The sequence below is a fragment of the Salinisphaera aquimarina genome (genome assembly GCF_042643355.1).
Classification (GTDB): Bacteria; Pseudomonadota; Gammaproteobacteria; order Nevskiales; family Salinisphaeraceae; genus Salinisphaera; species Salinisphaera aquimarina.
Genome location: NZ_JBHRSS010000007.1, coordinates 120,055 through 145,988 on the forward strand (window position 1 = coordinate 120,055; position 25,934 = coordinate 145,988).

22 protein-coding genes are annotated in these 25,934 nt (G+C 63.9%); 13 read left to right on the forward strand and 9 right to left on the reverse strand.

The features are described 5' to 3' along the window. Positions 1-122: 122 nt before the first annotated feature. On the reverse strand, positions 123-1,385 hold the full coding sequence (locus ACFOSU_RS14995; protein WP_380690748.1) for an aspartate aminotransferase family protein: 1,263 nt from the start codon (positions 1,383-1,385) through the stop codon (positions 123-125). A 100-nt stretch (positions 1,386-1,485) separates the two neighbouring features. Next, a complete protein-coding gene (locus ACFOSU_RS15000; protein WP_380690749.1) occupies positions 1,486-2,637 on the reverse strand; it encodes an isocitrate/isopropylmalate dehydrogenase family protein in 1,152 nt (383 codons plus the stop codon). A 139-nt stretch (positions 2,638-2,776) separates the two neighbouring features. Between ACFOSU_RS15000 and glpK the strand changes: the two genes are divergently transcribed. Next, positions 2,777-4,276 (forward strand): glycerol kinase GlpK, encoded by a 1,500-nt coding sequence (gene glpK / locus ACFOSU_RS15005; protein WP_380690750.1) that lies wholly within the window; start codon positions 2,777-2,779, stop codon positions 4,274-4,276. 36 nt (positions 4,277-4,312) lie between these two features. Here glpK and tadA read toward each other — a convergent pair whose 3' ends face one another. After that, the gene (tadA, locus tag ACFOSU_RS15010) at positions 4,313-4,828 is read right to left on the reverse strand and encodes a tRNA adenosine(34) deaminase TadA (protein WP_380690751.1); all 516 of its coding nucleotides are present in this window, start codon (positions 4,826-4,828) and stop codon (positions 4,313-4,315) included. A gap of 631 nt (positions 4,829-5,459) precedes the next feature. Here tadA and ACFOSU_RS15015 point away from each other — a divergent pair. Beyond that, a complete protein-coding gene (locus ACFOSU_RS15015) occupies positions 5,460-6,611 on the forward strand; it encodes a porin (protein ID WP_380690752.1) in 1,152 nt (383 codons plus the stop codon). Between the two features lie 31 nt (positions 6,612-6,642). Next, entirely contained in the window at positions 6,643-7,095 is a 453-nt protein-coding gene (locus ACFOSU_RS15020) for a hypothetical protein (protein ID WP_380690753.1), read from the forward strand. A gap of 713 nt (positions 7,096-7,808) precedes the next feature. Here ACFOSU_RS15020 and ACFOSU_RS15025 read toward each other — a convergent pair. Both ACFOSU_RS15025 and ACFOSU_RS15030 read right to left on the reverse strand, forming a co-directional pair. Continuing rightward, a complete protein-coding gene (locus ACFOSU_RS15025) occupies positions 7,809-9,824 on the reverse strand; it encodes a TRAP transporter permease (RefSeq protein WP_380690754.1) in 2,016 nt (671 codons plus the stop codon). 100 nt (positions 9,825-9,924) lie between these two features. Beyond that, the gene (locus ACFOSU_RS15030; RefSeq protein WP_380690755.1) at positions 9,925-10,923 is read right to left on the reverse strand and encodes a TAXI family TRAP transporter solute-binding subunit; all 999 of its coding nucleotides are present in this window, start codon (positions 10,921-10,923) and stop codon (positions 9,925-9,927) included. 339 nt (positions 10,924-11,262) lie between these two features. Here ACFOSU_RS15030 and ACFOSU_RS15035 point away from each other — a divergent pair, with 339 nt between their 5' ends. Both ACFOSU_RS15035 and ACFOSU_RS15040 read left to right on the forward strand, forming a co-directional pair. Then, positions 11,263-12,057, forward strand: coding sequence for an SDR family NAD(P)-dependent oxidoreductase (locus ACFOSU_RS15035; RefSeq protein WP_380690756.1), 795 nt, complete (start codon positions 11,263-11,265; stop codon positions 12,055-12,057). Positions 12,058-12,207: 150 nt separating this feature from the next. Further along, positions 12,208-13,524, forward strand: coding sequence for a DUF2252 domain-containing protein (locus tag ACFOSU_RS15040; protein ID WP_380690757.1), 1,317 nt, complete (start codon positions 12,208-12,210; stop codon positions 13,522-13,524). Positions 13,525-13,575: 51 nt separating this feature from the next. On the opposite strand, the gene ACFOSU_RS15045 is transcribed toward ACFOSU_RS15040, so the two are convergent. Continuing rightward, a complete protein-coding gene (locus tag ACFOSU_RS15045; protein WP_380690758.1) occupies positions 13,576-13,800 on the reverse strand; it encodes a hypothetical protein in 225 nt (74 codons plus the stop codon). Between the two features lie 93 nt (positions 13,801-13,893). Continuing rightward, positions 13,894-14,235 carry a hypothetical protein gene (locus ACFOSU_RS15050; protein ID WP_380690759.1) on the reverse strand — a complete coding sequence of 114 codons (342 nt, stop codon included), beginning with the start codon at positions 14,233-14,235 and terminating at the stop codon, positions 13,894-13,896. Positions 14,236-14,388: 153 nt separating this feature from the next. Here ACFOSU_RS15050 and ACFOSU_RS15055 point away from each other — a divergent pair, with 153 nt between their 5' ends. Together ACFOSU_RS15055 and ACFOSU_RS15060 are read left to right on the forward strand one after the other, a co-directional pair. Then, positions 14,389-15,291, forward strand: coding sequence for a LysR substrate-binding domain-containing protein (locus ACFOSU_RS15055; RefSeq protein WP_380690760.1), 903 nt, complete (start codon positions 14,389-14,391; stop codon positions 15,289-15,291). 103 nt (positions 15,292-15,394) lie between these two features. Next, complete coding sequence (locus ACFOSU_RS15060; protein WP_380690761.1) at positions 15,395-16,348, forward strand: pyridoxal-phosphate dependent enzyme; 954 nt, start codon at positions 15,395-15,397, stop codon at positions 16,346-16,348. Positions 16,349-16,444: 96 nt separating this feature from the next. Here the strand turns inward: ACFOSU_RS15060 and ACFOSU_RS15065 are convergent, their stop codons facing one another. After that, entirely contained in the window at positions 16,445-17,002 is a 558-nt protein-coding gene (locus tag ACFOSU_RS15065) for a DUF427 domain-containing protein (RefSeq protein ID WP_380690762.1), read from the reverse strand. Between the two features lie 261 nt (positions 17,003-17,263). Here ACFOSU_RS15065 and ACFOSU_RS15070 point away from each other — a divergent pair, with 261 nt between their 5' ends. From ACFOSU_RS15070 to murI, 6 genes are all read left to right on the forward strand, one after another. Continuing rightward, on the forward strand, positions 17,264-19,813 hold the full coding sequence (locus ACFOSU_RS15070) for a membrane-bound PQQ-dependent dehydrogenase, glucose/quinate/shikimate family (protein WP_380690763.1): 2,550 nt from the start codon (positions 17,264-17,266) through the stop codon (positions 19,811-19,813). 178 nt (positions 19,814-19,991) lie between these two features. After that, on the forward strand, positions 19,992-21,197 hold the full coding sequence (locus tag ACFOSU_RS15075) for a hypothetical protein (RefSeq protein WP_380690764.1): 1,206 nt from the start codon (positions 19,992-19,994) through the stop codon (positions 21,195-21,197). Between the two features lie 3 nt (positions 21,198-21,200). Then, a complete protein-coding gene (locus tag ACFOSU_RS15080) occupies positions 21,201-22,025 on the forward strand; it encodes a mechanosensitive ion channel family protein (protein WP_380690765.1) in 825 nt (274 codons plus the stop codon). 36 nt (positions 22,026-22,061) lie between these two features. Further along, on the forward strand, positions 22,062-23,297 hold the full coding sequence (locus ACFOSU_RS15085; protein ID WP_380690766.1) for an MFS transporter: 1,236 nt from the start codon (positions 22,062-22,064) through the stop codon (positions 23,295-23,297). 216 nt (positions 23,298-23,513) lie between these two features. Next, positions 23,514-24,770, forward strand: coding sequence for an EAL domain-containing protein (locus ACFOSU_RS15090; protein WP_380690767.1), 1,257 nt, complete (start codon positions 23,514-23,516; stop codon positions 24,768-24,770). Beyond that, complete coding sequence (gene murI / locus ACFOSU_RS15095) at positions 24,770-25,591, forward strand: glutamate racemase (RefSeq protein WP_380690768.1); 822 nt, start codon at positions 24,770-24,772, stop codon at positions 25,589-25,591. Before ACFOSU_RS15090 ends, murI begins: the two co-directional genes overlap by 1 nt. Before the next feature lie 156 nt (positions 25,592-25,747). Here murI and ACFOSU_RS15100 read toward each other — a convergent pair whose 3' ends face one another. Continuing rightward, positions 25,748-25,933, reverse strand: a complete 186-nt coding sequence (locus ACFOSU_RS15100) for a hypothetical protein (protein ID WP_380690769.1) — start codon at positions 25,931-25,933, stop codon at positions 25,748-25,750. Between the last annotated feature and the right edge of the window lies 1 nt (position 25,934).

Here is a 25,934-nt window from a genome sequence, read left to right on the forward strand (position 1 = left end):
CCGCCTGAAAATCCTATTGTAGCCATCCTGTTGCGCGGCTCACCGATGCACGGCAAAAAAAGCCGCCGTCCGGAGACAGCGGCTTTCGGTGCGAGTCAACGCAGACAGAAACTGCGCGTCGATCAGCTCGTGGCTTCGAGCGCCTTGGCGAAGATATTCACGCCGTCGTCGATCTGCTCGCGACTGACCACCAGCGGTGGCAGCCAGCGCACGACCTGCTTTCCGGGGCCGCAGCGCAGCAGCAGCAGACCGTGTTTTTCACAGTGCTTGGCGATCTTCTCGGCGCGGTCGCCGTCGGGCTGGCCATCTTTCTGGATGTCGACGCCTACCATCAGGCCCTTGCCGCGCACGTCGCCGATGCCGGCGTGCTTGTCGGCCAGCAGGTTCAGGCGTTCCTTGAGATGGGCGCCTTGGGCGCCAGCGTTCTCGACCAGCCCCTCTTCCTCGATCACGTCGAGCGTGGCGAGCGCGGCCGCGCAGGCGACCACGTTGCCGCCGTAGGTACCGCCCTGGGAGCCGGCCATGCCCTTCTCCATGATCTTGCGCGGTGCCGCGCAGGCCGACAGCGGGAAGCCGCTGGCCAGACCCTTGGCGGTCACCACGATATCGGGCTGAACGTCGAAGTGACTGTGCGACCAGAACGTACCGGTACGACCATAGCCGGCCTGGACCTCGTCCGCGCCGAGCAGCATGCCGTGCTTGTCGCAGCGCTCGCGCAGGCCCTGCATGAAACGCGTGTTGGCCGGCACGAAGCCGCCCTCGCCCTGGATCGGTTCGATCAGCATGCCGGCGGTATCGCCGGGGGCGCTGATCGTCTGCAGGATGAAATCCAGTTCGCGCAGACAGAAATCGGTGGCCTGTTCTTCCGACCAGCCATAGCGGAAGGCATGCGGGAACGGTGCCACGACCACGCCGCCCATGATCGGCTGCAGGCCGGCGGTATAGGCCGTGCCGGAGGTGGTCATCGAGGCCGAACCCATGGTGCGGCCATGAAAGCCGCCGTGGAAGACGACGATATTGGGCCGGCCGGTGGCGTGGCGCATCAGGCGCATTGCCGATTCGGCCGCTTCGGTGCCGGCGCTGGCATAGAAGATGCTGTCGATGTTGCCGGGCATCTTCTCGCCCAGACGCGCCGACAGATCCTGAATCGGCTTGTGCATGATCGTGGTGTATTGACCGTGGATCAGCTTGCCGATCTGCTCCTGTGCCGCGGCCACGACCTTCGGGTGGCAGTGGCCGGTACTGGTCACGCCGATACCCGCCGTGAAGTCGAGATATTGCTTGCCGTCGCTGTCAAACAGATAGCAGCCTTCGCCGCGTTCGACATGAACATCGGTGGCCTGCTTGAGCAGCGGGGACAATTGGCCTTTGCGCTTTCCCGTCATCACGGTTCTCCAGTATGTGTTCTTGCACGTTGCGCGCGAGACTAGACCGGATGCCGGCCAGTTTCAATGCACGGTATGGCTTTGCGGCCTCGGCGCGTCGCTAGAGCGCGCCGATGATCGCGTCGCCTATGGCGTCGGTGTTGCGGCGTTCGCTGCCGTGCTCGAGCAGATCCGCCGATACCGCATCGCGCAGGCGGGCCGCGGCGGTCGCTGCGACGTCGTCCTCCACGCCCATCCAGTCGAGCATCATCGCCGTGGTCAGCAGCATCGCCGCCGGCCCGGCCAGGTTCTGGCCGGCGATATCGGGCGCGCTGCCGTGGGTGGGTTCGAACATCGGCGGCCGCGAACGATCCGTCGGATTGACGTTGCAGGACGGCGACACGCCCATGCCACCGTTCAGCACCGCGGCGAGATCGGTGAGGATATCGCCGTGCAGATTGGAGGCCACCACGACGTCGAACGCCCACGGGTGGCTGACGAATTTCATGCAGGCCGCATCCACCAGTTCATGATGAGTGGCGACATCCGGAAAATCCTTGGCGATCTCCGCGAACATCTCGGTGTACATGTCGCCCCAGAACTGCTGGGCGTTGCGCTTGGTGACCACACACACCTGACTGGCCTTTTTGTCGGGCCCGAACTGGCGCTCGCGCCCTTCGGCCTTGCGCTCGTCGGCGCGCACCCGCGCCTGCTTGAAGGCATGGCGAATGATGCGATCGGTGGCGCGGTGGGTGAACAGCGCCACCTGGGTGGCGACTTCATTGACCGTGCCCGGCGCCAGCCGACCGCCCTGATTGACGTACTCGCCCTCGCTGTTCTCGCGAATGACGAGCATGTCGATATCCTTGGCACGGGCGTCGGCCAGATACTGCGGCGCACCCGGCAACGGCCGGCAGGGGCGCTCGCAGCACCACTGATCGAAATGCTTGCGGATCTGCAGCAACGGGGCCAATGACACCGCGTCCGACAGCAGGTAACGCTCCGGATTGCTGGCCGGCCCCGGATCACCGAGCGCGCCCAGCAGGATCGCATCGAAGTCCGCGAGTTGGTCGAGATAGTCGGCCGGTGCGCTTTCGCCGTGCTGCTCGTGCCAGGCGTGCGAGGGCCAGTCGAAGGTCGTGCATTCGATCGCCAGGCCGCTCTGCTTGTCGCAGAGCGCATCCAGTGCCCGCGTGGCCTGGGCCACCACTTCCGGGCCAATCCCATCGCCGGGCAGGACCGCGACGCGCCATGTTTTCGCTTTGTCTTTCATGGCGCAGAGGCTAACACCACAAATCTCGGGCGCCTATAGACGACACCGTAGCCGACAAGGCCATGGACATTCCGCAGACAGGCTCGAGACGATCCATTAAGGTCAGCGCCATGACCGCGCCGCGACCAGGAGACCGAGGATGAACAAGAAATACGTGCTGGCAATCGACCAGGGCACAACCAGCTCACGCGCCATGCTGTTCGATCACGACGGCGCGGCGGTGGCCACGGCGCAACGCGAATTCGAGCAGATCTTTCCGCGCCCGGGCTGGGTCGAGCACAACCCGCGCGACATCATGACCAGCGTGCTGACCACGCTCACCGAACTGGTCAACAACAGCCAGGTCGATGTCGACGAGATCGCCGGCATCGGCATCACCAACCAGCGCGAGACCACCGTGGTCTGGGATCGCAAGAGCGGCCAGCCGGTCTACAACGCCATCGTCTGGCAATCGCGCCACTCCGCCGAGATCTGCGACGCCCTGCGCGAAGCCGGCCACGCCGACCTCATCCACGCGCGTACCGGCCTGGTGCTCGACGCGTATTTTTCCGCCACCAAGCTCAAATGGCTGTTCGACAACGTGGACGGTGTACGCGAGCGCGCCGAGAACGGCGAACTGTTGTTCGGCACCATCGACAGCTGGGTGGTCTGGAACCTGACCGGCGGCACAACCCACGTGACCGACGTCACCAACGCCTCGCGCACGCTGCTGTTCAATATCCACAAGCGCTGCTGGGATCCGGACCTGCTGGCGCTTTTCGGCGTGCCCGAGTCGATGCTGCCCGAGGTGCGTTCGTGCAGCGAAGTCTACGGCCATATCCAGTCCAGGTATTTGTTCGGCAACGAAGTGCCGATCTGCGGCATGGCCGGCGATCAGCAGGCCGCCCTTTTCGGCCAGGCCTGCTTCGAACCCGGCATGGCCAAGAACACCTACGGCACCGGCTGCTTCACGCTCATGAACACGGGCACCACCGCCACCGAATCCGCCAACGGCCTGCTCACGACGGTCGCCTGGGAAGTGGACGGACAACTCGAATACGCGCTCGAGGGCAGTATCTTCGTCGCCGGCTCGGTGGTGCAGTGGCTGCGCGACGGCCTGCGCATGCTCGGCAAATCCAGCGATTCCGAGGCCTATGCAGAACGCGCGCAGGACAACGATGGCGTCTATCTGGTGCCCGCCTTCACCGGCCTGGGCGCGCCCTACTGGGACAGCCATGTGCGCGGGGCGATGTTCGGCCTGTCGCGGGGCACCACCAAGGAGCACCTGATCCGCGCCGCGCTCGAATCGATCGCCTACCAGAGCTGCGATGTCCTCATCGCCATGCAGGCCGACGCGGAGCTCGAACTCACTGAACTGCGCGCCGACGGCGGCGCCATCGCCAACGATTTTCTGGCCCAGTTCCAGGCCGATATGCTCGGAGTCGATCTGCTGCGCCCGCAGATCAACGAAACGACCGCCTTAGGTGCAGCCTATCTGGCCGGTCTTGCGGTGGGTTTCTGGGAATCACGCGAACAGATTGCCGAGCAATGGGTGATCGAACGCCGCTTCGAGCCGACCATGCCGGACAGCCAGCGCGACACGCTCTACGCGGGCTGGAAACGCGCGGTCGATGCCGCCGTCGGCTTTCGCGTGGCGTAGCGCCCGCGCCGTTTTTTTGCATCGCGCAAGGGCGGTCTAGCGGCTTCGGCGAGCCCGAAAGAACGCCCGCAGCAGGGCCGCGCTTTCCTCGGCCCCCACCCCGCCCCGATGCGCCACACGATGATTCAGGCGTGGTTCGTCGAAAACCGCAAAGATCGAATGCACCGCGCCGGCGCGAAAATCGTCGGCGCCGTAGACGACACGCTCGATACGCGCGTGACCGATCGCCCCGGCGCACATCGCACAGGGCTCGAGAGTGACGTAGAGACAGGCGCCGGGCAGACGATAGTTGCCGACGGTTCTGCAGGCATCTCGAATCGCATTTATCTCTGCATGCCCGGTGGCATCGCAGTCGCCGACCGGACGATTCCAGCCCCGCCCGATGACCTGGTTATCGAGAACCACGACGGCGCCCACCGGCACTTCGCCGTCCGACTCCGCCTGCCGCGCCAGCGCCAGCGCCTGCGCCATCCAGACCTCGTCCGACGCCGCGGTCGGGTCGGCCGCCGTGGCCAGATCCTGGCCACGCTCCGCGGACGGTTCCTGTTTCATTGATGGCTGCTGACGGTGGATATCGATTCTCCGGGCTTGTTGCAACGCGATCGCGGCGGGGTTCGAATACGAAGTCCGATCAACACTGCCGACCGTCGAGCGGACTCTTTTCGTACTGCTTCATTCTAGCGCGCAGATCACCTCGTTTCGCCGCATACCGTATACACGCCGATAAAAACAGAACTCAACCATTAGTCGAATGTATGGACCACTTTCTTCGACTATCCGAACCGCGATCCTCGTCGACAACTTCGTCGTGCGCTACCCACCGCAGTGCCCAATTACGCAACGAAAACAGCGGCCCGCCGGTTGTTATACTCGGTTGCGCACCCGCGAAACAAGGCAACGTATCTGCGCCAACACACTGACTGCCCTGCAGAATTAATCGCGCACGATCAATTTTCATGCGCTTGACAGGGCTTATTTTTTCCCTTTATAAGGCAGCAGTCAGTCATGTATCCGGATTGATACGGGACGGCGTTCATGCCGCTCCATAGCGACCGGTTCTACATGCGCTGCAAGGGGAATATTTTCAACGAGTTGACGAGCGGGCCTAGGGCCGCGTCATCGCATGCCGTGACGTTCCACCCATTGCGGGAGCGTAGACGGCGAATCTAGGGGAGTAAATTAAATGAAAGATTTTCGCTTACGGCTAGTGGCCGCTTCGTCGGTGTCCGTCGCATCTCTGCTATGCGTCGCCCTACCCGCGCAGGCGTTCGAGTTCAAGATTTCAGGACAGGTCGATCGGGCGATGATCGCCGCCGACAATGGCGAAGACTCCGACGTCGGCTTCGTCGACAACGTGGGTTCCAATACCCGCTTCCGGTTCACCGGCGACCAAGCACTGGACAACGGCATGACGCTCGGTTTCGCCTACGAAATCGGCCTGGGCGAAAACGAGTCCACCTCCTTCGATGTCAATAACGGCGGCGGCGATAACGGCGACTTTCTCGACAATCGTCTCGCCAACGTCTATCTGGAAGGCAACTTCGGTCGTCTGACCTTCGGCAAGCTCGACGGCGCCGGCAACGGCTCGTCCGAGCTCAACTATTCGGGCAATATGTATCTGGGCGGCGGCAACGGCGCCGGCTTTTACCACGGTGGCATCAGCTTCCTGGACGACGACGGCAATGCCATCATCAACCTGAGCGGCGCGCTCAATTCATTCGACTCCCTGTCGCGCCAGAACGCCGTGCGCTACGACACCCCGAGCCTCGGCGGCGCGGTTCTGTCCGCCAGCCTGGATAACGGCCACGCCTATGAACTCTCCGGCCGCTACGAGGGTGATTTCGCCGACGGCGGCAAGTTCGGCCTCGTCGGTGTCTATGTCGACAGCCAGTCACAAAGCCGCGATATCGAGCCGGATGGCACGGTTCTCAACGACGGCGCGCGTTTCCAGGAAACCGGCGGTTCGGGCTCCGTGCTGCTGCCGTCGGGCCTTAATTTCACCGGTTCCTACAAGCACCGCAACTTCAAGAATGGCGATCCGAGTGCCGACAACTACTTCGGTAGCGTAGGCTATATTCTTGGCAAGAATCATTTCGAACTGAGCTACGCTCGGACCAATGATCTGTTTAGCGAAGGCAGTAAGGCAGCCGCATATGGTCTGTCCTATGTGTATAACTGGATTCCCAGTGTCGAGCTGTATGCGTCCTATCATCTGTACACGCTTGACGACGCCGACTACGAGTTCACCAATGATGCTGGAACCGATGTACAGGCAACCGGCGATGCACAGGACATCAACGCCCTGTTCCTCGGCACGCGTCTGAAGTTCCTGTAAACGACAGCCACGGGTTTTTATGGATCACGACATGAAGTTGTTCACGATAGGGTTGGGCATCGCCGCCTGCAGCCTGCTTGCAGGCTGCGCGTCCGGCCCAGACGCAAAACCCGTGGACTACAAGCAACTGCCCGGCTCGGGCGACCAGATGGCGCAAGGGCCGGGGTTGTTCAAGGTCGGTGACACCTCCGACTACGACGACGGTGTTCGTGTCTATTCCAACGAGCCGTCGAAGAACGCCCTGATCAAGTCCGGTAACGGTGCCCAGGCGCAGACCGCGTCCACGCCTGGCACGACTGCAACCGCACCCATGGCACAACCGACCTCTGCACAGCAGCAGGACTATCGGGAGTTTCAGGAGTACGAGCAGTACAAGCGTTTTCGGCAGATGCCCAAGGATTCGGCTGAATATCAGCGCTTCAAGGACTGGCAGGAATGGAAGCAGTATCAACAGTGGCGTAATAGCGGGAACGCCAACCCGTGACCTGAACGCCTCGGCGATATTGCACGATGATCAAGGGCCCGGCTGCAACGCCGGGCCTTTTTTTATCTGCCAGGGACGACGCCCAGGTACGGTGCCAGCGTGCGCATCGCCCCTCGCGCCTTCCGTCGGCGCTTCTCGTCGACACGTAACGGACCGAAGACGTCGTGTCCTTTTCCTGTATTCGCCTGCACCCCTTCACGCTGCGTTGAGCGGCAGCGCCAGGAAGAGAAAACACGCTCTTCTGTCGGAATCGCGCAGTGCCGCGAGTTTTCGCCTGTTTCCCCGGAAAGATCGACAAGTCGGTAAACAGCCCACGATATCGATGCGAAGCATCGAAGCAGTGCAGAGTCTCCTTTGTATTCAGGACTTATGTGGGCGAGCAAACACAAGCGCCTCGCGCAGCGGCGCGAAACCGGCGCTCAATTCGAAACGAAAACACTACCGGCCAGGCGGCGGTCGGTTTACCGCAAATGAGCCAGGGCCAAGGCGGGCTGAGCTTGAAACATGCTCGGGAGAGGACTTACCCGTCAATTGTTAAGCGGGATTCCCCGGATGCATGAAGTAAATGAAGCCGGAATACCGCCTTTGCTACCCATCTGTGCTGATGACGGTATCCGCTGCCACGCGCCGTGTAGGCGGCAACCGCCTGGGCTTATGCCTGGCGCGCACCGACCAGACCCGCCGTGCGGCGGGCCTGGTCAAGCCATGACAGTTCAAGCAACCGCGGTTGCCGGATCGTTGGACGCCCGGTAGCGGTGATAGAGCACACTGGCCACCAGGATCGCGATGCCGATCAGATCCGACTCCCATCCGGGTTTGATCATCAGCAGCGCGCCCACCAGCATCACCCCCCGTTCGATCCAGAGCATGCGAATCTGCAGATAACCCTGGGTCGATGACACGAACGCGAGCATCCCGGCCAGCGCCGTGGCGATGACCCAGGCCGCGTTGTACCAGCTGCCCACGTCGATGAGCAGCAGCTGCGGATTGTAGAAGAACATGAAGGGTAGAATCGCGGTGCGCAGGTCGTATATGAAGCCTTGTACACCGGTGGCGATGGGGTCGGCCCGCGATATGGCCGCCGCCGCATAGGCGGCCAGCCCCACCGGCGGTGTGTCATCCGCGAGGATGCCGAAATAGAACACGAACAGATGGATCGCCACCAGCGGGACCACCATGCCCGCATCGCCGGCGAGGTTGGCAATCACGGGCGCAACGAGGGCCGCCATGACGATATAGTTCGCGGTAGTCGGCAGGCCGATGCCGAGGATCAGCGAGGTGATCGCCGACAACAGCAGCACCAGCCAGATATGGCCACCCGAGAGCACCGACAGCACCTGCGTCAGGCCATAGCCGAGGTTGGTCATGGTAACCATGCCGACGATGATGCCGGCGGCGGCGGTCGCGATCGCAATGGTAGTCATGTTGCGGGCACCGAGTTCCAAGCCGCCGAAGACTTCCTTGACCCCATGCAACAGACCGGCACCGAGACCACGCTCGCCTTTCCAGCCCCTGACCGCCTCCTGCACCAGAATCAGCCCTGCGAGCACGACCGTGGCATTGAGCGCACTGCGCTCCGGCGTGAGCTGGACCCACATCAGTTCGTAGAGCAGGAAAGCGACGGGAATGAGGTAGTGAACGCCCTTGATGAACGTCGGCCAGAACGGCGGCAGTTCCGACCGGGGCAGGCCCTTGAGGTTGAGTTTTAGGGCCTCGAGGTGCACGACGTACAGCAAGCCCAGATACGTCAGCACCGCCGGCACGATGGCGTAGATGATGAGCTGCGAATACGGGATGTTGATGAACGACGCCATGATGAAGGCTGCGGCCCCCATGATCGGCGGCATCAACTGACCGTTCACGGACGCCGCCACTTCGGTCGCCCCGGCTTTCACGCCCGGATAGCCGACCCGTTTCATCAACGGGATCGTGAACGTGCCGGTGGTGACCACGTTGGCGGTCGAGGAACCCGAAATCACGCCGGTGAGCAGACTCGCCACCACCGCGGCCTTGGCCGGACCACCGCGGAATGTGCCCAGCCCGCTATAGGCCAGATCCACGAAATACTGTCCCGCGCCGGCTTTTTCGAGCAGCGCGCCGAACAACACGAACAGGAACACGAACGTCGCGGACACCTGGATCGGAGTGCCCCAGATGCCTTCGCCGGTGATATACAGCTGCTGGATGACCTGCGACCAGTCGTAGCCGTTGTGCAGATACAGGATGTCCGGCGGCGTCAGCGGAATGATGCCCGCCGGCCCGGTGATGCCGTAGATGACGATAATGCCGGCGATGATCGGCAGCGCGTAGCCGATGATGCGGCTGGCGGCGATGCACAGAAACACCAGCAGCGCCGTGCCCATCCACACGTCGCGCGTGATCGGCAGGCCGCCCTGAATCACGACCAGATTGTAGTAATCGACGAAGATATAGAGCGCGGTCGCCACACTCGCGGCCGCGAGAATCCAGTCGTACCATGGGATGCGATCCATCGCCCCGCCCTTGCGCGGATAGGCGAGGAAGGCCAGCGCGAAACCGAACGCCAGATGGATGGAGCCGACCTTCTGCGGATTGAGCGTGCCGAAGTAGCTGGCATAAAGCTGGAAAAGACTCCAGGCAACGGCAATCACGATCAACAGCCAGCGCTGCCAGCCGGCGCTGGGTTCGCGCCCGCCGTACTCGCTGGCCTTGACGATATCCTCGGCTTCGGGGCGTATGTGTTCGGTCATCGGTACCAATTCCTGCTCAAATCACGACGTCGATACGAAAAGACCCCGGACGCAATGGCCGGGGTCCACGTTCGCTACCTGTACTGCCATCAATCCCCGATCAGGACGGCGGCATCTGGCTGTCCTTGATCGAGATGTCGTGCTGCTTGAAGAACTTGGCCGCGCCCGGATGTAGCGGGATGGACATGCCCTCCAGCGCCGAATCCAGGGTGAAATATTTCTTCAGGTTCGGGTTCTGGATATCGTTGTAGAACGCTTTCTTGTTCTTGGAGAAGACCGTTTCCATGAACTGATAGATCGCGTCCTCGGAGACGTCCGAAGAGGTTACCAGCATCGCCTTGAGGGTGACCGCGGTCGCATCCTCGTCCATGCCCGGGTAGGTACCACCGGGGATCTTGATCTCGGTGTAGAACGGATACTTGGCGTTCAGTTCTTCGATCTTGTCCGACTTGACCGATACCAGGTCGATCGGTGCGGTCTGTGCGGCCTCGGTAATTGCCGACGCGCCCAGGCCGACGGTATAGAACATCGCATCGATCTGACCGTCACGCAGCAGGCCGACGGCGCTGCCCGCGCTGCCGCGAACCGGCGTCTTCAGATCGTCCAGGCTCATGTCGAAGGCGCCCAGCAGGTTCTTGACGTCCTGCTCGGTACCCGAACCGATATCGCCCACATACACCCGCTTGCCTTTAATGTCCGACAGCGTCTTGATGCCGGAGTCCTTGCGGGCGAGGATCTGGATGGTTTCGGGATAGAGCACGGCCACACCGCGCAGATTCTCGATCGGGTTGCCCTTGAATGCTTCCACGCCCGAACCGTTGTAGGCGTAATAGGCCACGTTGTTCTGGCTGATGCCCATCTGCAACTGACCCGCGCCCACGGCCCGGTCGTTGAACACCGAACCGCCGGTCGAGCGCGCATTCGCGCGAACATCGATACCGGCCTCGTTGACGATCTTGGCCATGCCGACCGCGGTCGGATAATAGAGCCCCGTGGTGGAACCGGAGCCGATGGTGATGAACGTCTTCGCGCTCGCCAGTGGCACGCAGCCAACGATCAGCGCGATTCCTGCAAAAAGCTTCAGATACTTGGAAAACATACTGCTAAAACCCCCTCTTGTGATGACGGCAAACACCGTGCCGCTGTCATGCGGCTGTCCATCGAGTCTAGTCCAACCGGAAATAAACGCAAAGACGACCATGGTCGGTTACGCCTACGGATCGCCTGCGCAAGGCATTGCTGCCATCGCACGCCAAGCACGGCGCATCTTTCAATCCCGGACCGCGCTGCAATCTGTCGTCGTCGCAAAATCTTATAGCGAACAAAGCACGATCCGTGCCGGGAACAGAGACAGCCATTCACCCACGCGCGCCGCGCTTGAATGACAGCCGAAGCAACGCAATGTCCTTGCATACTGCATACGCACACAAGGAACGGCATGAAAATCGAACTGGAAGGCAAGACCGCGCTGATCACCGGTTCCACCGGCGGCATCGGTCTGGCCATCGCCAAGGGCCTGGCCGGAAGCGGCGCCACGGTTATCCTCAACGGCCGCAAGCAGGCTCGCGTCGATGCGGCCCTCGAGGATCTGAACAAAGCGGTCCCGAACGCCCGTGCGCGCGGTATTGCCGCGGATCTGGGCACCGCCGACGGTTGCAAGCAGGTCACCGCCGCCGAGCCGCAGGTCGATATCCTGATCAACAACGTCGGCCTGTTCGGTCCGCACGATTTCTACGATATTCCCGACGCCGAGTGGCAGACGTTCTTCGACGTCAACGTGATGTCGGGAGTGAGGCTGTCACGCGCCTATACGCCCGGCATGGTCGAGCGCGGCTGGGGACGGGTGATCTTCCTGTCCTCGGAATCCGGGTTGAATATCCCCGCCGACATGATCCACTACGGATTCACCAAGACCGCGGTGCTGTCGATCTCGCGCGGTCTGGCCAAGCGCCTGGCCGGCACCGGCGTCACCGTGAACTCGGTGCTGCCCGGCCCGACCCTGTCCGAGGGCGTCGAGGACATGCTGCGCGAAGGCCAGAAGGACAGCGGCAAGTCGATGGAGGCATTCGCCGCCGACTTCGTGATGAGCGAACGCCCGAGTTCGATCATCCAGCGCGCGGCTACCGTCGAGGAGGTGGCCAACATGGTGGTCTATACGGCCTCGACGCTGTCGTCGGCGACCAGTGGCGCGGCGCTGCGCGTGGACGGCGGCGTGGTCGACACCATCGCCTGATCCACCGGCGGTAACGCACACGCAAGGCCGCCTCGCTGCGCGCGGCGGCCTTGATTCATGTCGGCGCCACGGTCAGCGCCCGCTCGATCGCTGACAATCGAGCCGCGTGCTAGCTTAATAGCCGATTCCCCGCACGCACCCAGAACACGAATGGCATTTCACTTCATGCGCGACAGCCGCGAGCAGCTCGTGCTCGACGAGATCGATGCGGCCAATCGCGCGCTCGCCAAGGCGGATCGCAAACGCAAGTACCGGAAGATGTCGGAATCGCCCTACAACTTCTTCCGGGGCACGAATCATCTGTTCTGGGGCGATGTCTGGCAGGACTGGCGGTATTACCTTTTTGGCGGCGTACAGAACACCCAGACATGGCTGCAGGGCGACGCGCACGTCTACAACCACGGTTCCTACGGCGATGACAGCCAGGGCATCCATTACGGCATGGACGACTTCGACGACGCGCTGGTGGGCGACTATCAGTACGATCTCTGGCGCCACGCCGCGAGCATGGTGCTCGACGCCGAGGAGAACGTCGATCTGGCTCCGGACGAGATCCGCCGCGCCATCCGCCACCTGCTCTCGACCTATCTGGACACCCTGGTCCAGCACCAGGACGGTCGCCCGGCCGACGACATCCATGTTCATTACATGAAAGAACCGCTGAGCCACTTCATGAAGAAGGTGATGAAAAAAAGCGGTCCGCAGAAGTACCTGGCGAAATGGACGGTCGTCGACAACGGCGAGCGCCGCTTCAATCTCGACAAGAAGAAGATGGGTCGCGTCTCGGCGTCCGAACGAGAACAGCTCGTCGCGGCACTGGCCGAACAGTACCCGGGGACGCTCGACGGCAACGGATCGACCCCGCCAGCGTCGCATTTCAAGGTCAAGGATATCGCCCGACGTGTCGATGCGGGCATCGGCTCGCTCGGCCTGGATCGCTACTATGCCCTGATCGAAGGCGCGACCGACGGCCCGGACGACGACATCATTCTCGATATCAAGGAACAGACCCCGCCGCCGGCTTATCGCTTCATGCGCAACCGCGAGCGCCGCGCCTGGCGCAAGACCTTTTGCAACGAGGGCCATCGTCATTTTCAGGCCTTCCATGCGCTGGCCGACCATCCGGACGAATATCTGGGCTGGCTGTCACTGGGCAAGAAACACTTCTCGGTACGTGAGCGTTCCCCTTACAAGAAGGACTTTCCCACCCACAAGATCAAGAATTTCAAGCAGTATCGGCGGCTCACGCGCCAATGGGGACGGATTCTGGCGCGTGAACACATACGCGGCGCGCGCACGCTGCATCCCGATGCCCACGGCACCTTCTGCAAGGCGGTACTGCAGCGCTGCGAAGCGCACCGCGAAGACTTCAAGGAAATGGTCGTCGACCTGGCCTTCACCTATGCCCGCTGCGTGAAGAAGGACTATGCGGTGTTCGTGGCCGAGCGCTGTCCTGCCGACGGCTGAGGTCGGCTCTCACCGACGCGATAACAGTCCCGTGTGCACACGCAAGCAGGGTCACCGCCCGCCTTGCGACGACGACGCCTCGACAGTGACCGTGTAGTCGTCGCCTGCGATCAGGGGGAGATCGGCTTCGTTGGCCTCCGCCACGTTGACCGTCAGCGTGAGCGACCCGACGCCAGTGCGCTCGGCCTGCTGCCGGGCAACCAGTCGCGCCGCGTCTTCCGGCGTGTCGGCATCGACCAGATGCTCTTCATCGCCCAGTTCACAAAAAAACCGCATCGTTTTTCCTATTGCCGGTGGCCCGGCGTAGCGCCCGCGGCGAGAGATCGCTCCCGACACGGGCGCTACGCCGTTTCATTCAATGCCCGCATCTTATCCTGCGTGGCCGCGGCATTGTCGATCCGCACACGATCCGTGCCGGCTGTCGAGCCGATTACCGACGCGGTTGATGGCGGCCAATGCATCGGTATTCAGCGGCAGACGCAGCACACGCCGCAGTTCGTGCCGGCAGTAGCCGAGATCGTCGAGCTGCGCGTCATCGCAGGTCAGCAACTGCCTGAGGCGACGGCGTTGAGCCAGCTCCCGAAACAGTCTGCGCAAGACGCGGATCAGCCCCAGCGGCGGCATCGCCGGCATATAGAGCTTATGAAAATTGGGGGTATCGAAAACCGGCGGTTTCCGGGGCGTTGAGTTGTGGGTGTTGCGGTCGGACATGACGCACTCCTGCCGGGACAACGGCACAGAAGCCGTCGTCGGTAAATGGATTGGCACGAGGGTCGCGACCTCGAGACAGAGCATCCCGCAGGCCGGTTGATCAATCAAACGAAGAGATCTACATTTATCTTTCAATTATTCTTAATGCTTGCCATGGACGGTTCCAGAAAGCTCATCAGCCCCGGTCAGACACCGCTGCTGGATACCGATGTGCTCAGAAGCTTCATCGCGATCGCCGAAAACGGCAGCTTCACTCGCGCCGCCAGCCAGGTGTTTCGCACGCCCTCCGCGCTGAGCATGCAGATCAAGGGGCTGGAAGAAATGCTCGGCGAGCGGCTGTTCGTGCGCGAAGCAAGACAGGTCCGGCTCACGCCGGGCGGCGAGACGCTGCTCGGCTACGGCCGGCGGCTGATCAAGCTCAACGAGGAAGCCGTGGCCCGTTTCCTGCTGCCACCGCTCGCCGGTACGGTTCGCCTAGGCACGCCGGACGATGTCGGCACCCGTATCCTGCCGCGCGTGCTCACCCGCTTCGCGCGCTCACATTCGGCGGTGCAGGTCGACGTGGTGACCAGCACCAGCGCCCAGATTCTGGGCCAGCTCGACGCCGGCAATCTGGATCTGGTGCTGGTCACCGTCGGCAATACCGATATCGACGCCACCCGCGGCGAGATCGTGCACACAGAGCCCATGGTCTGGGCCGGCCTGCGCGGCGGCATTGCGCGCGAACGCACGCCGCTGCCGATCGCGCTGGCCAATCACGGCTGCGCGTGGCGGGCGATGGCGCTCGACGCACTCGACGGCGCCGGCATCGATTACCGCATCGCCTATGTGAGCGAGCATTGCGCGGCGCAAGCGGCAGCCATGCAGGCCGATCTCGCGATTGCACCTTTTCCTCTGAGCATGATCGAGCCGCCACTGCAACGCATCGATGCGTTGGCCGGGCTGCCGACGCTGGGCGACTATCACGTGGCCATGGTGCGTCGACACAGCGGCGACGCGGCCCTCGATGCGCTCGCCGGTCATGTCGCCGAAACGTTCCGGGAGCGACGCGCCTGATCGTCATCGCGCGCCGGCATGACGATCACACCGACTTGCCAGCGCCAACACCCGCTCAGGCAGAATAACCTCCTGTCTCCCCGACCCTCATCGAGCGGTGCCCATGCCGATTCCCACGATTGACGATCTTCATGCGGCGCGAACCCGTATCGCACCCTGGATTCATCGCACCCCGGTGCTGACCTGCGACACTCTGGATCGCATGAGCGGTGCGTCGCTGTTCTTCAAATGCGAAAACTTCCAGAAGACCGGTGCGTTCAAGGCGCGCGGGGCCGTGAACGCGGTGTTCTCGCTGACCGACACCCAGGCCGCCCAGGGCGTCGCTACCCATTCCAGCGGCAATCACGGCATGGCCCTCGCCCGTGCCGCGGCCTGCCGCGGCATCGCATGCACCGTGGTCATGCCCAAAACCGCGCCACAACCCAAGATCGACGCCGTGCGCGGCTATGGCGGCAACGTCCTGTTCTGCGAGCCGACCAACAGTGCGCGCGAGGCCGCGCTGCAGACGGTGATCGAGCAAAGCGGGGCGATTTTCGTGGCCCCGTTCAACGATGCCGCCGTGATCGCCGGCCAGGGCAGTTGCGCGCTGGAACTGCTCGAACAGATGCCCGATCTCGATGCGATCATCGCCCCGGTCGGCGGCGGCGGGCTGATCAGCGGCACCGCCATCGCCTGCAAGAGCACGGCCGAAGGCATGAAGGTATACGCCGCCGAGCCGGCCCAGGCCGACGACGCTTATCGGTCGCTCAAAGCCGGCCAAAGACTGGTCGAGGACGCCCCGGACACCATCGCCGACGGCCTGAGGGCATCGCTGGGGCCGCTGACCTGGCAGATAATCCAGGCCCACGTCGACGACATATTCCTGGCCTCCGAAGCCGATATCGTTGCCGCCATGCGCCTGATCTGGCAGCGCATGAAGATCGTCATCGAGGCCTCCTGCGCGCTGCCGCTGGCGGCGATCCTGAACAATCCGGAGACATTCGCGGGCCAGCGCGTGGGCGTGATTCTCACCGGTGGCAACGTCGATCTGAGCCGCCTGCCGTGGTCACAGTCCTGATCGCAGGCGCGCAACACAGACGGTTCGATCGCCAGGGCACAAGAGCGAACAGATCATGGGCCCCAAGATCCGGTGGGAACTCACGCCGGCCGCTGGTCACCAGCCGGATGTGCCCGGCTCGCCCTTGAACGGCCCCACGATCTCGTCAGTGACCCAACCGCCGTAGAAGCCGCCGGACTGCGGCCGCGCCCGCTCGCCGTCGACACGACAGTCGAGCTCGGCGCAGTAAAAGGCCAGATATCCGGCAATGGCTGCGAAACGGCCGCCGGCGTCGGGGTAGGCCCAGGCGGCGGCAGTCACGGTATCGGCGCCGGCGATCACATGCCAATAGCGCGCAGCGCCCTTCCATTCACAGAAGCTAACGCCCCGCGCCGGCCGCAGGCAGCCCGCGTCGATATCGCCCGGCGGCAGATAGAACGTCGGCGCCCCCGCGGTCTCCAGGACGCGCACGGCAGCGCCGCTATCGGCCACGAGGCGGTCGCCCAGATATATCTGGATATGACGGCGATCGGGCACGCATACCGGTGGGCGCGGGTAGTCCCATACCGATTCCTGGCCCGGTTGCGGGCTGATCGCGAACGGCGGCCGGTGCGCGCCGCGATAATGCCAGCCGGCACGCGCCGCTTCGATTTCGCTGCTGTCTATTGGGGCCATATCACCCTCCAGGCTGCTCGCGCCCTGGCCGGACTAGCGCGGACTTCAGCGGCTGCTCTGGCCGTGCAAGAGCCCCTGCCGGCTGGCCAGCACAACGTATTAGGTTCAATATACAGACATAAATAATCGATGATTCGTCTGCGTCGGCGCCCTCCCCGAAAAACAGACGGATCACAACGCCAAGACGCGCGTTTGCAGGGCAGCGACCGGCGTGCCAACTCTTTTCCAGATTTCGACCGAACACTTTTCCAGGGAGTTCTCATGAACAACATTTCACATCCAACCGGCGTCGGCCTCGGGCCACGGCTCGTCGGCGGCCTCGTCGCGCTCATGGGGCTGCTGATGACAATCGGCGGCGGCTGGCTCGCAGGCGTCGGCGGCTCCTGGTACTACGTCATTGCCGGTATCGCGATGCTCATCTCCGGCATATTGTTCGCTGGCGGCCGCCGCTCGGGCGCCTGGCTGTATGCGCTGGTGTTCATCGGCACCTTCATCTGGACCGCCTGGGAATCCGGGCTGGACTACTGGCGCTGGGTGCCGCGTTTCGACATGGTGCTGGTGCTCGGCATCCTGATGGCGGCCACCAGCACGCGTCTGCGTGCCGGCTTCTCCCGCGGCGCGGCATTCGGCACCACGGCGGCCCTGCTGATCGTGCTGGCCGTCTGCGGCGCGCTTGCCTTTGCCCCCCACGGCGTTACCCACCCCGGCCAGGTACCGGCGGCGCAGAGCGCATCGCTCCGCACCGACACTGGCGACACGCAGCTGGCCGACGCGCCGGCCGACGGCGACTGGGCGGCCTACGGCCGCGACAATGCGGCCACCCGGTTCTCGCCGCTCAGCCAGATCACCCCGGACAACGTCGGTCAGCTCGAACAGGCCTTCGTCTATCGCACCGGCGATGTCCTCGATCATCGCTGGGGCGCCGAGACCACGCCGCTCAAGGTCGGCGACAGCGTATATCTGTGCTCGTCGCGCAACATCATCATCTCGCTCGACGCGGCGAGCGGCAAGGAGAACTGGCGCTACGATCCGCACGTCTCCGAGGACGCCATTCCCTATACCGCCGCCTGCCGCGGCGTGACCTATTATCAGGTGCCGCAGGATCGGCTCGGCGAATTGGGCGCGGCGCAAGCCACCGGCGACACGAGCGATAGCGATACATCAACTACCGTGCAGCCCGGCCAGGCCCAGCCCGCGGCAGCGACCACGGCGAACAGTCAGGGCGCGGGCGCCAGTGAGGGCGACGCGCCGTTCTGCAGCACCCGTATCTTCTCGCCGACGCTGGACGGCCGCATCATTGCGGTGGACGCCGAAACCGGCAAGCCCTGCACCGACTTCGGCGACAACGGTCAGGTCGATATCAAGCCCAACATGGGTTCGACGCCCGACGGCTATGTATCGATCAACTCGGCGCCGGTGATCGTCCACAACGTACTCGTCACCGGTCATCAGGTACTGGATGGCCAGCGCCGTTTCGCGCCCTCCGGCGTGATCAAGGGCTTCGACGCCGTCACCGGCAACCTCGACTGGGCCTGGGACGCCGGCCGTCCCGACCAGAGCGAGCCGCTCACCGGGGACCAGACCTATGTCCGTGGTTCGCCCAACATGTGGACCACCGCGGTCGGCGACAACAAGCTCGGCCTGGTCTATCTGCCGATGGCCAACTCCGCCGCCGACTACTGGAGCAGCTCGCGTACGCCCGCCGAGAACGCGTGGGCCAGTTCCATGGTCGCGATCAACGTCGACACCGGACTGCCTACCTGGCATTTCCAGACCTCGCACAAGGACGTCTGGGACTACGACCCCGGCTCGCAGCCGACGCTGATCGACTTCCCCACCGACCACGGCAACGTGCCGGCGGTGGTGATGCCGACCAAGCAGGGCGGCATCTATGTATTCGATCGCCGCGACGGCACCCCGCTGGGCGGCGGTACCGAGGAACGGCCCGTGCCGCAGGGCGGCGTCGAACCCGAGCAGCGCACGGCGACCCAGCCCTACTCGCTCTACCACACCCTGCAGCAGCCGGACCTGACCCCACGCGACATGTGGGGGCTGACACCGTTCGACCAGATGTACTGTCGTATCCAGTTCGCCAACGCCAGCTACAAGGGCATGTACACGCCGCCCACGAGCGGCCAGCACTGGATCGAGTACACCGGCTACAACGGCGGCTCGGACTGGGGCAGTGTCGCCATCGACCCCAGCCGTGGCGTGTTGATCGCCAACTACAACGACATGCCCAACTACAACACCCTGGTACCGCGCGCCAAGGCCGACGAATACGGCTGGAAGCCGCGTGATGAACAGGCCGAGGATCGCGGCGGCGCCGAAGGCGCGGGCGACCCGCAGGCCGGCACGCCGTATGCCATCGACGTCAACGCCGGCTGGCGCGTGCCGTTCACCGGCATGCTCTGCAAGGAGCCGCCCTATGGTCATATCCGCGCTGTCGACGTCAAATCCGGCAAGACGCTGTGGGACCGGCCGCTGGGCACCGCACGCGCCAACGGCCCGTTCGGCATCCGCTCGGGTCTGCCGGTGAACATCGGTACGCCGAACAATGGCGGCTCCGCGGTTACCGCGGGCGGGCTGATCTTCATCGCCGCGGCCACTGACGACCTGATCCGGGCCATCGATATCGAGACCGGCGAGACCGTCTGGCAGGCCGCCCTGCCCGCCGGCGGTCAGGCCAACCCGCTCGTCTATGAAGCCGACGGCAAGGAATATCTGATGATCGTGGCCACGGGCCATCATTTCATGCAGACGCCGACCGGCGATTATGTGATCGCCTACGCCCTGCCCGACAACAACTAGGACGTCCGAGCAGGTGATCAGAAGGGCCGACCGGAACCGACCGGTCGGCCCTTTTGTATTGTCGGACCGGGCGAGCCGGCGCGCTGGCGGTTCGTGGCCGATCATCGATCACGCACGATCTGTAATATGAGCGCATGCTTCGACCCCGCCCCGGCCCGGGGTCTCTCCACGGACGCGCATGACGACTGAACAACCCGACGACAACCTGTTCATACCGCTGGGCAGCTACAAGGCACCTGCCCTGCCGACCGTCGATACGCTGCAAGCGCTGATGGCGCGGCTCAGGACGCTGTTCCACAAGACCGACGACACGCCCTTCATTGCCGACGACCGTCTGCAGCGATCGACCCTGGAAATGCTCGACGATATCGTCGCCCCGCCGGCCTGCGGGCCGTTGATCGACGAACTGCAGAGCACCCTGGCCGACTGGATCGCTCAACCGCAGCGGCGGTTCAACCTGCAACTGATCGTCCTGCCCCCGGGCGACGAGAACGGGGTACTGGCGTCCTGGGCACGGCAATACGGCCACGCGGTGCTGGATGCACCCGACCGGACGACATTGCTATCGGCGACCACCGCGGATCCGATCAACCTGGACGGCGACGGCGTGCTCGTCATCCCCGAACTCGAGCGCTGGTTCCTGCGCCATCGCAACGGGCTCACTCTTGTGCGGGCGCTGCTGGCCCGGCTCGATACGCTGGAGCGCCGCTGCGTGATCGGCTGCAACAGCTGGGCCTGGGCATTCCTGTGCAAAGCCGTCGGCGCCCACATGATCCTGCCCCAAGGGCTCACGTTTCGTGCCTTCGACGGCGCCCGCCTGGGCCAGTGGTTTTCCCAGCTGGCCGGTGACGACAGCCTGCGTCATATCACCTTCCGGGTATCCGACAGTGGCGCCGATGTGATGGCCGAGGACGATGACGGTCAGCTCAAGCACGATCATTTCACCGGGCTTGCGGCGCGCAGCCTGGGCATCCCTTGGGTCGCCTGGCATATCTGGCGCAGCAGCCTGCGCTCCAGCGCCGACGCGGACGAATCGACCGGGGCCGAGGACCGGCCCGACGACGAAACCGAGGCGCCTAAAAAAGTCCATCCGGACGACGAGCAGACCCTCTGGGTGGTCGCACTGGAGCAGTTCTCGCTGCCCGCCGGCGACGACGCGGAACCGGCGTTGCTGGTCCTGCAGGCACTGCTGATACACGGCACGCTGAGTGTCGCCGAGTTGCGCGACGTCGTACCCGTGGTCGGCGAGTCGACCGTATTGTCGGCCCTGGTGCGCGCGGGCGTAGTCGAACAGACGCGTGGGCAGCTGCGCTGTACCCCGGCGGCCTATCCCGCCGTGCGCAGCGGCCTGTCGACCGCCGGCTTTTCCATGGACAGGTTGTAGAACATGGCTGCAGCAGAACAGAGCAAGGAACAGGCCGTCCAGCTGATCAACAATCTGCAGGACATCAACATCGCCAAGATAGCGCTGATCCTGTTCGGCACCTGGTTCACGATCTATCTCTTGCGGCGCGCGCTGCCGTATCTGGCCGAGCGCGGCCCCAATCAGACGCGGCTGTTCCTGCTCGGCGCCGTGCCCATCGTGCGTCTGCTGTTGCTGGCGCTGGCCATCGTCTGGGTCATCCCGCTGATCTTCAACGTGACCTTCCAGAACTTTCTGGTGATCGCCGGCGCAGCCAGCGTGGCCATCGGCTTCGCCTTCAAGGATTACATCAGCAGCCTGATCGCGGGCATCGTGGCGATCGTCGAGCGCCCCTACCGGCCCGGCGACTGGATCGAGATCGGCGACGACTACGGCGAGGTACGTTCGGTCGGCATGCGTGCAATCCGCCTGCGCACGGCCGCCGACAACATCATCACCGTGCCCCACGACACCCTCTGGACCGGCAACATCTCCAACTCGAACGACGGATCGCGCACGCTCATGTGCATCGCCGAGTTCTATGTCGCCCCGGATCACGACGCCGCCCGCCTGCGCTCCGCGTTGCAAGACGTGGCCCTGACCAGCGCCTATCTCGAATATGCGAAGCCGGTGCTGGTGATGCTCAACGAAACGCCGTGGGGCACCCATTACCGGCTCAAGGCCTATCCATTCGACATGCGCGACCAGTTCAGTTTCATCAGCGATCTCACCGTGCGCGGAAAACAGGCGATCCGCGAAGTCGGCGCGCGCCAGGTCAGTGCCCCGGCAAGCGCCGATGGCAGAGCGTGAGCGCGAACGCTTGAGGCAACCACAGCAGTCACATCGATGAGCGCCCGCCGCACCGGTCTACCGCGCGATACCCGTCTGCTGCTGGGCACACGCGCCGCCCGCAGCGTGGGTCAGGGGGCCTTGATCGTCGCCTTCGCGCTGTATCTCGACGCCCTCGGCTGGGGCGCGCCAGCGATCGGGGCGTTGTTCACCGCCGGCCTGCTGTTCGACGCCGTGCTGGTGATCGCCTCTGGGCCCTTGAGCGATCGCTTCGGCCGCAAGCGTTTCCTGCTCTGCTACGAATGCGTGCAGGTGGTCGCCGCCCTGCTGGCCCTGTCCACCGCCGCGACGCCGCTGCTCGTGCTCGCCGCGCTCTTCGGTGGATTCGGCCGTGGCGCCAACGGCAGCAGCGGGCCGTTCGCGCCGGTCGAACTCGCCTGGCTGTCGCAGCCGCTGGCCGCGAGCGCACGTGGCAGCGTCTACAGCCTCAATATGGCGCTCGGCTTCGGGGGCATGGGCCTGGGCGCCCTGCTCGCGGCCACGCCGACACTGTTCTCGACCTGGCTACCGGGCGCCCTGTCGTTCCGGCCGCTGTTCGGGCTGGTGTTGATCGGCGCGCTCACCTGTCTGCTGCTGATCTCGCTGGCCCGCGATCGGCCGCCCATATTCAGCACCGACAGCGCGCAGAGCGTCCAGGACGACCACGACGACAATCGCCGCGAGAATTCGCTGTTGCTGCGCCTGATGGGCATCAATGCACTCAACGGCGTGGCGATCGGACTGGTCGGCCCCCTGATGGCGTACTGGTTCGCGCTGCGATTCGGCCAAGGGCCGGAAGATATCGGCCCGGTCATGGCGCTGGCCTACGGGGTGACGGCGGTTTCGTCGATCGGCGCGGGCCGGCTGGTAAGGCGCACCGGCGTGGTCCGCGCGGTCGTGTGGATGCGCAGTCTGGGTCTGGTCATGCTGCTGTTGCTGCCGTTCATGCCGAGCTTCTGGATGGCCGCGGTGCTGCATATCGCACGCTCGGCGCTCAACCGGGGCAGTGCCGGCGCGCGCCAGGCCCTGACCGTGAGTCTGGTGCGGCCCCACCGGCGCGGCACTGCTGCCAGCACCGGCAGTGCTGCGATACAGCTTCCGCGCGCGGCCGGCCCGCTGTTTGCCGGACTGTTCTTCGGCGCGGGCTATCTCGCGACGCCGTTCTATATTGCCGCCGGATTCTTCGCTGCCTATATCTATTGCTATCAGCGCACGTTCAAAGCCTACGATCCCAATCGTAACTTTCCGGCCTGATCCTTGCTTTGCTCTTTCGGACGGGTCAAGAAACGCTATCACCCGGCCGATATTTACCTGATCGAACATGACGCGTGCCTGTCAGGATTGATGATATGCCGCCGGTTCTTTCGTAAAAACGGACGATTTGAAGCCGGGGGCGAGCGCTCATTCGCCCCCGGCGTCCTTTTTCGGGCCTGCCGCGTATCCTGTTCCGAGCCGGAGATTTGCTGATCCATGACCATCGCTGAATCAACGCGCCCCGTGCACGCCAGCATCCGTGCACCCTTTGCAGATTACGCCCTGCATAGCGTGTTTCAGCCTGTCTTCAGCCTCAGTCACCGCCGTACCGTGGGCTTCGAGGCGCTCATCCGTGCCACCGATGCGGCCGACACACCGGTGTCGCCCCTCGAACTGTTCGCAGCTGCCGACAGTCATCAGCGGGTACTCGAACTCGACCAGACCTGCCAGGCCCTGCATGTTCGGAACTTCACCATGCAGACGCCGGAACGCCGCTGGCTGTTCCTCAACCTCGATCCCAACACCATTACCCAGCGAAGTTACCGCAAAGGCCTGCTCGCCGACGCGCTCGCAGAGGCCGCGCTCGAACCGCATCTGCTTGTCATCGAAATACTGGAATCGAGTATCTGCGACGAGTCGCTGCTCATGGAGGCAGTGACCTATTTTCGCGACATGGGCGCACTGGTGGCGCTCGATGATTTCGGTGCAGGCCACTCCAACTTCGATCGCATCTGGCGTGTCGCTCCGGATATCATCAAGCTCGACCGTTCGCTTATCGTCGAGGCCGAACAGCACCGCACCGGACACCTGCGCCAGGTCCTTCCGAATCTGGTCGCGCTCATGCATGAAGCCGGCAGTCTGGTGCTCGCCGAAGGCATCGAAACCGAAGCGCAGGCACTGCTGGCCATCAACGCCGACGTGGATTTCGTTCAGGGTTTTTATTTCGGCTATCCGGTGGAGACGATCGACCGCCACCCGAAACAGGCCACGCGCTGTCTGGAATCGCTGACCACCCGCTTCGCCGAGGCCGCCCTGGCCGATGACAACGCGAGCCGTCGCGAACTCGCGCCTTATGTAGACGTGTTTCGCGCCGTGGCCGATGCCATCGAAAACGGAGCGCCGATCCAACAGACCTGCGAATCGCTTTTGAAACTGCCGCGTACCGCGCGCTGCTATCTGCTCAATGAATGGGGCGAGGAAGTCGTGCACTTTCGCGGCAACGAGGCCGCGGCCACGCGTGTGCGCCAGACCGGTCCGATCAGCGACACCAGCGGCGGCACCTGGTTTCGCCGAAAGTATTTTCGTGCGGCCATGAGCGACCCGCGTCGTCACAAGATCTCGCGCCCCTATCAGTCGAGTGCCGGCACCGATATGTGCATCACACTTTCAATCGCCTTCGGCAACGCGTCGCCGCGAGTTTTCTGCTGCGATATCCACTGCCCCGCGCGCCGGACACTCGCCCGCATCGATTGATGCTGTCACCGGAGACAGCCGCGCCGGATGCTCGGGCACCCCTGCTGGTGTTCGACTCGGGGGTCGGCGGCCTGTCGGTACTCGAACGGATTCGACAGCACTGCCCCGCCGCGCCCATCGTCTACGCCATGGATCGCGCGGGCTACCCCTACGGCATGCGCGACGATGCCGATCTGGCAGGCAGGATTCCCGCGTTGCTGGGCCGGCTGGTCGAGCGCTACCGCCCCCGACTGCTGGTGATCGCCTGCAACACGGCGTCGACTATCGCGATCAACGCCGTGCGCCACGCGCTCGATATACCCGTCGTCGGCACCGTGCCGGCGATCAAGACCGCAGCAACGCGGACCCGAACCGGCGTGATCGGCGTGCTGGGGACCCACGCCACCATACGACAACCCTATCTTGACCAGCTGATCGACGACTTCGCACCCGACTGCACGATTCTCAGGCACGGCGCCCCGGCACTGGTGGATCTCGCCGAAGCACGGCTAGTGGGCGACACCCGGCTCTCGCCGGCCGCCTCGAACGCGCTTTCCGGTCTTCACAGCCAGACTCGCGGCCGCTCGATGGACACGGTCGTACTCGCCTGCACGCATTTCCCGCTTGTCGCCCATGAACTGGCGGCCGCTGCTGCCTCCGACCTGCAGTTCGTCGATAGCAGCGATGCCATCGCCCGGCGGGTAGCGGCGCTCACCTGCGCGCAGTCATGGCCGGCGCGCAGGCCACGGGGAATCGTAGCAAGCACCGGGCCAGCGGCGACAACGCAAATACTCATGCCCGCACTGGCGCGTTTCGGGCTCATGCGGTTGGATACATTCTGACTTGTGTCATGTGCCGCGGCGCCACGTTTCCCCGCCGGCGTCCGGACAACCGACCGCCCTCTACGCTGAGCGGAGTTGGCGGGCCGACCCCTCGGATGCCAGGCAAAAAAATGCCCGGCCGAAGCCGGGCATTTTTCACATCTGGCATGCGGTGATTCAGTCCAGCGGCTGATCGACCCGCTTGATCATGTACTGCATGGGCACGTGCGTGCTCTGAGCAGTCACAGCCGTCTGCGGATTGGCGTCATACGCCAGCCCCATGGCCACCGCCGGCATGCAGATCGACGCCACCAGCAGACCGTACATCAATGAACGCGAAGCGAAATTACGAAGCACCAACATT

What these genes read in the sequence shown, in the direction of transcription:
- ACFOSU_RS15060 (WP_380690761.1), top strand. Translation starts at nt 15,395, where the DNA reads ATGCCGATTCCCACGATTGACGATCTTCATGCGGCGCGAACCCGTATC.
- ACFOSU_RS15065 (WP_380690762.1), bottom strand. Translation starts at nt 17,002, where the DNA reads ATGGCCCCAATAGACAGCAGCGAAATCGAAGCGGCGCGTGCCGGCTGG.
- murI (WP_380690768.1), top strand. Translation starts at nt 24,770, where the DNA reads ATGCTGTCACCGGAGACAGCCGCGCCGGATGCTCGGGCACCCCTGCTG.
- glpK (WP_380690750.1), top strand. Translation starts at nt 2,777, where the DNA reads ATGAACAAGAAATACGTGCTGGCAATCGACCAGGGCACAACCAGCTCA.
- ACFOSU_RS15100 (WP_380690769.1), bottom strand. Translation starts at nt 25,933, where the DNA reads ATGTTGGTGCTTCGTAATTTCGCTTCGCGTTCATTGATGTACGGTCTG.
- ACFOSU_RS15040 (WP_380690757.1), top strand. Translation starts at nt 12,208, where the DNA reads ATGGCATTTCACTTCATGCGCGACAGCCGCGAGCAGCTCGTGCTCGAC.
- ACFOSU_RS15075 (WP_380690764.1), top strand. Translation starts at nt 19,992, where the DNA reads ATGACGACTGAACAACCCGACGACAACCTGTTCATACCGCTGGGCAGC.
- ACFOSU_RS15090 (WP_380690767.1), top strand. Translation starts at nt 23,514, where the DNA reads ATGACCATCGCTGAATCAACGCGCCCCGTGCACGCCAGCATCCGTGCA.
- ACFOSU_RS15030 (WP_380690755.1), bottom strand. Translation starts at nt 10,923, where the DNA reads ATGTTTTCCAAGTATCTGAAGCTTTTTGCAGGAATCGCGCTGATCGTT.
- ACFOSU_RS14995 (WP_380690748.1), bottom strand. Translation starts at nt 1,385, where the DNA reads ATGACGGGAAAGCGCAAAGGCCAATTGTCCCCGCTGCTCAAGCAGGCC.
- tadA (WP_380690751.1), bottom strand. Translation starts at nt 4,828, where the DNA reads ATGAAACAGGAACCGTCCGCGGAGCGTGGCCAGGATCTGGCCACGGCG.
- ACFOSU_RS15000 (WP_380690749.1), bottom strand. Translation starts at nt 2,637, where the DNA reads ATGAAAGACAAAGCGAAAACATGGCGCGTCGCGGTCCTGCCCGGCGAT.
- ACFOSU_RS15085 (WP_380690766.1), top strand. Translation starts at nt 22,062, where the DNA reads ATGAGCGCCCGCCGCACCGGTCTACCGCGCGATACCCGTCTGCTGCTG.
- ACFOSU_RS15080 (WP_380690765.1), top strand. Translation starts at nt 21,201, where the DNA reads ATGGCTGCAGCAGAACAGAGCAAGGAACAGGCCGTCCAGCTGATCAAC.
- ACFOSU_RS15070 (WP_380690763.1), top strand. Translation starts at nt 17,264, where the DNA reads ATGAACAACATTTCACATCCAACCGGCGTCGGCCTCGGGCCACGGCTC.
- ACFOSU_RS15015 (WP_380690752.1), top strand. Translation starts at nt 5,460, where the DNA reads ATGAAAGATTTTCGCTTACGGCTAGTGGCCGCTTCGTCGGTGTCCGTC.
- ACFOSU_RS15035 (WP_380690756.1), top strand. Translation starts at nt 11,263, where the DNA reads ATGAAAATCGAACTGGAAGGCAAGACCGCGCTGATCACCGGTTCCACC.
- ACFOSU_RS15050 (WP_380690759.1), bottom strand. Translation starts at nt 14,235, where the DNA reads ATGTCCGACCGCAACACCCACAACTCAACGCCCCGGAAACCGCCGGTT.
- ACFOSU_RS15045 (WP_380690758.1), bottom strand. Translation starts at nt 13,800, where the DNA reads ATGCGGTTTTTTTGTGAACTGGGCGATGAAGAGCATCTGGTCGATGCC.
- ACFOSU_RS15020 (WP_380690753.1), top strand. Translation starts at nt 6,643, where the DNA reads ATGAAGTTGTTCACGATAGGGTTGGGCATCGCCGCCTGCAGCCTGCTT.
- ACFOSU_RS15055 (WP_380690760.1), top strand. Translation starts at nt 14,389, where the DNA reads ATGGACGGTTCCAGAAAGCTCATCAGCCCCGGTCAGACACCGCTGCTG.
- ACFOSU_RS15025 (WP_380690754.1), bottom strand. Translation starts at nt 9,824, where the DNA reads ATGACCGAACACATACGCCCCGAAGCCGAGGATATCGTCAAGGCCAGC.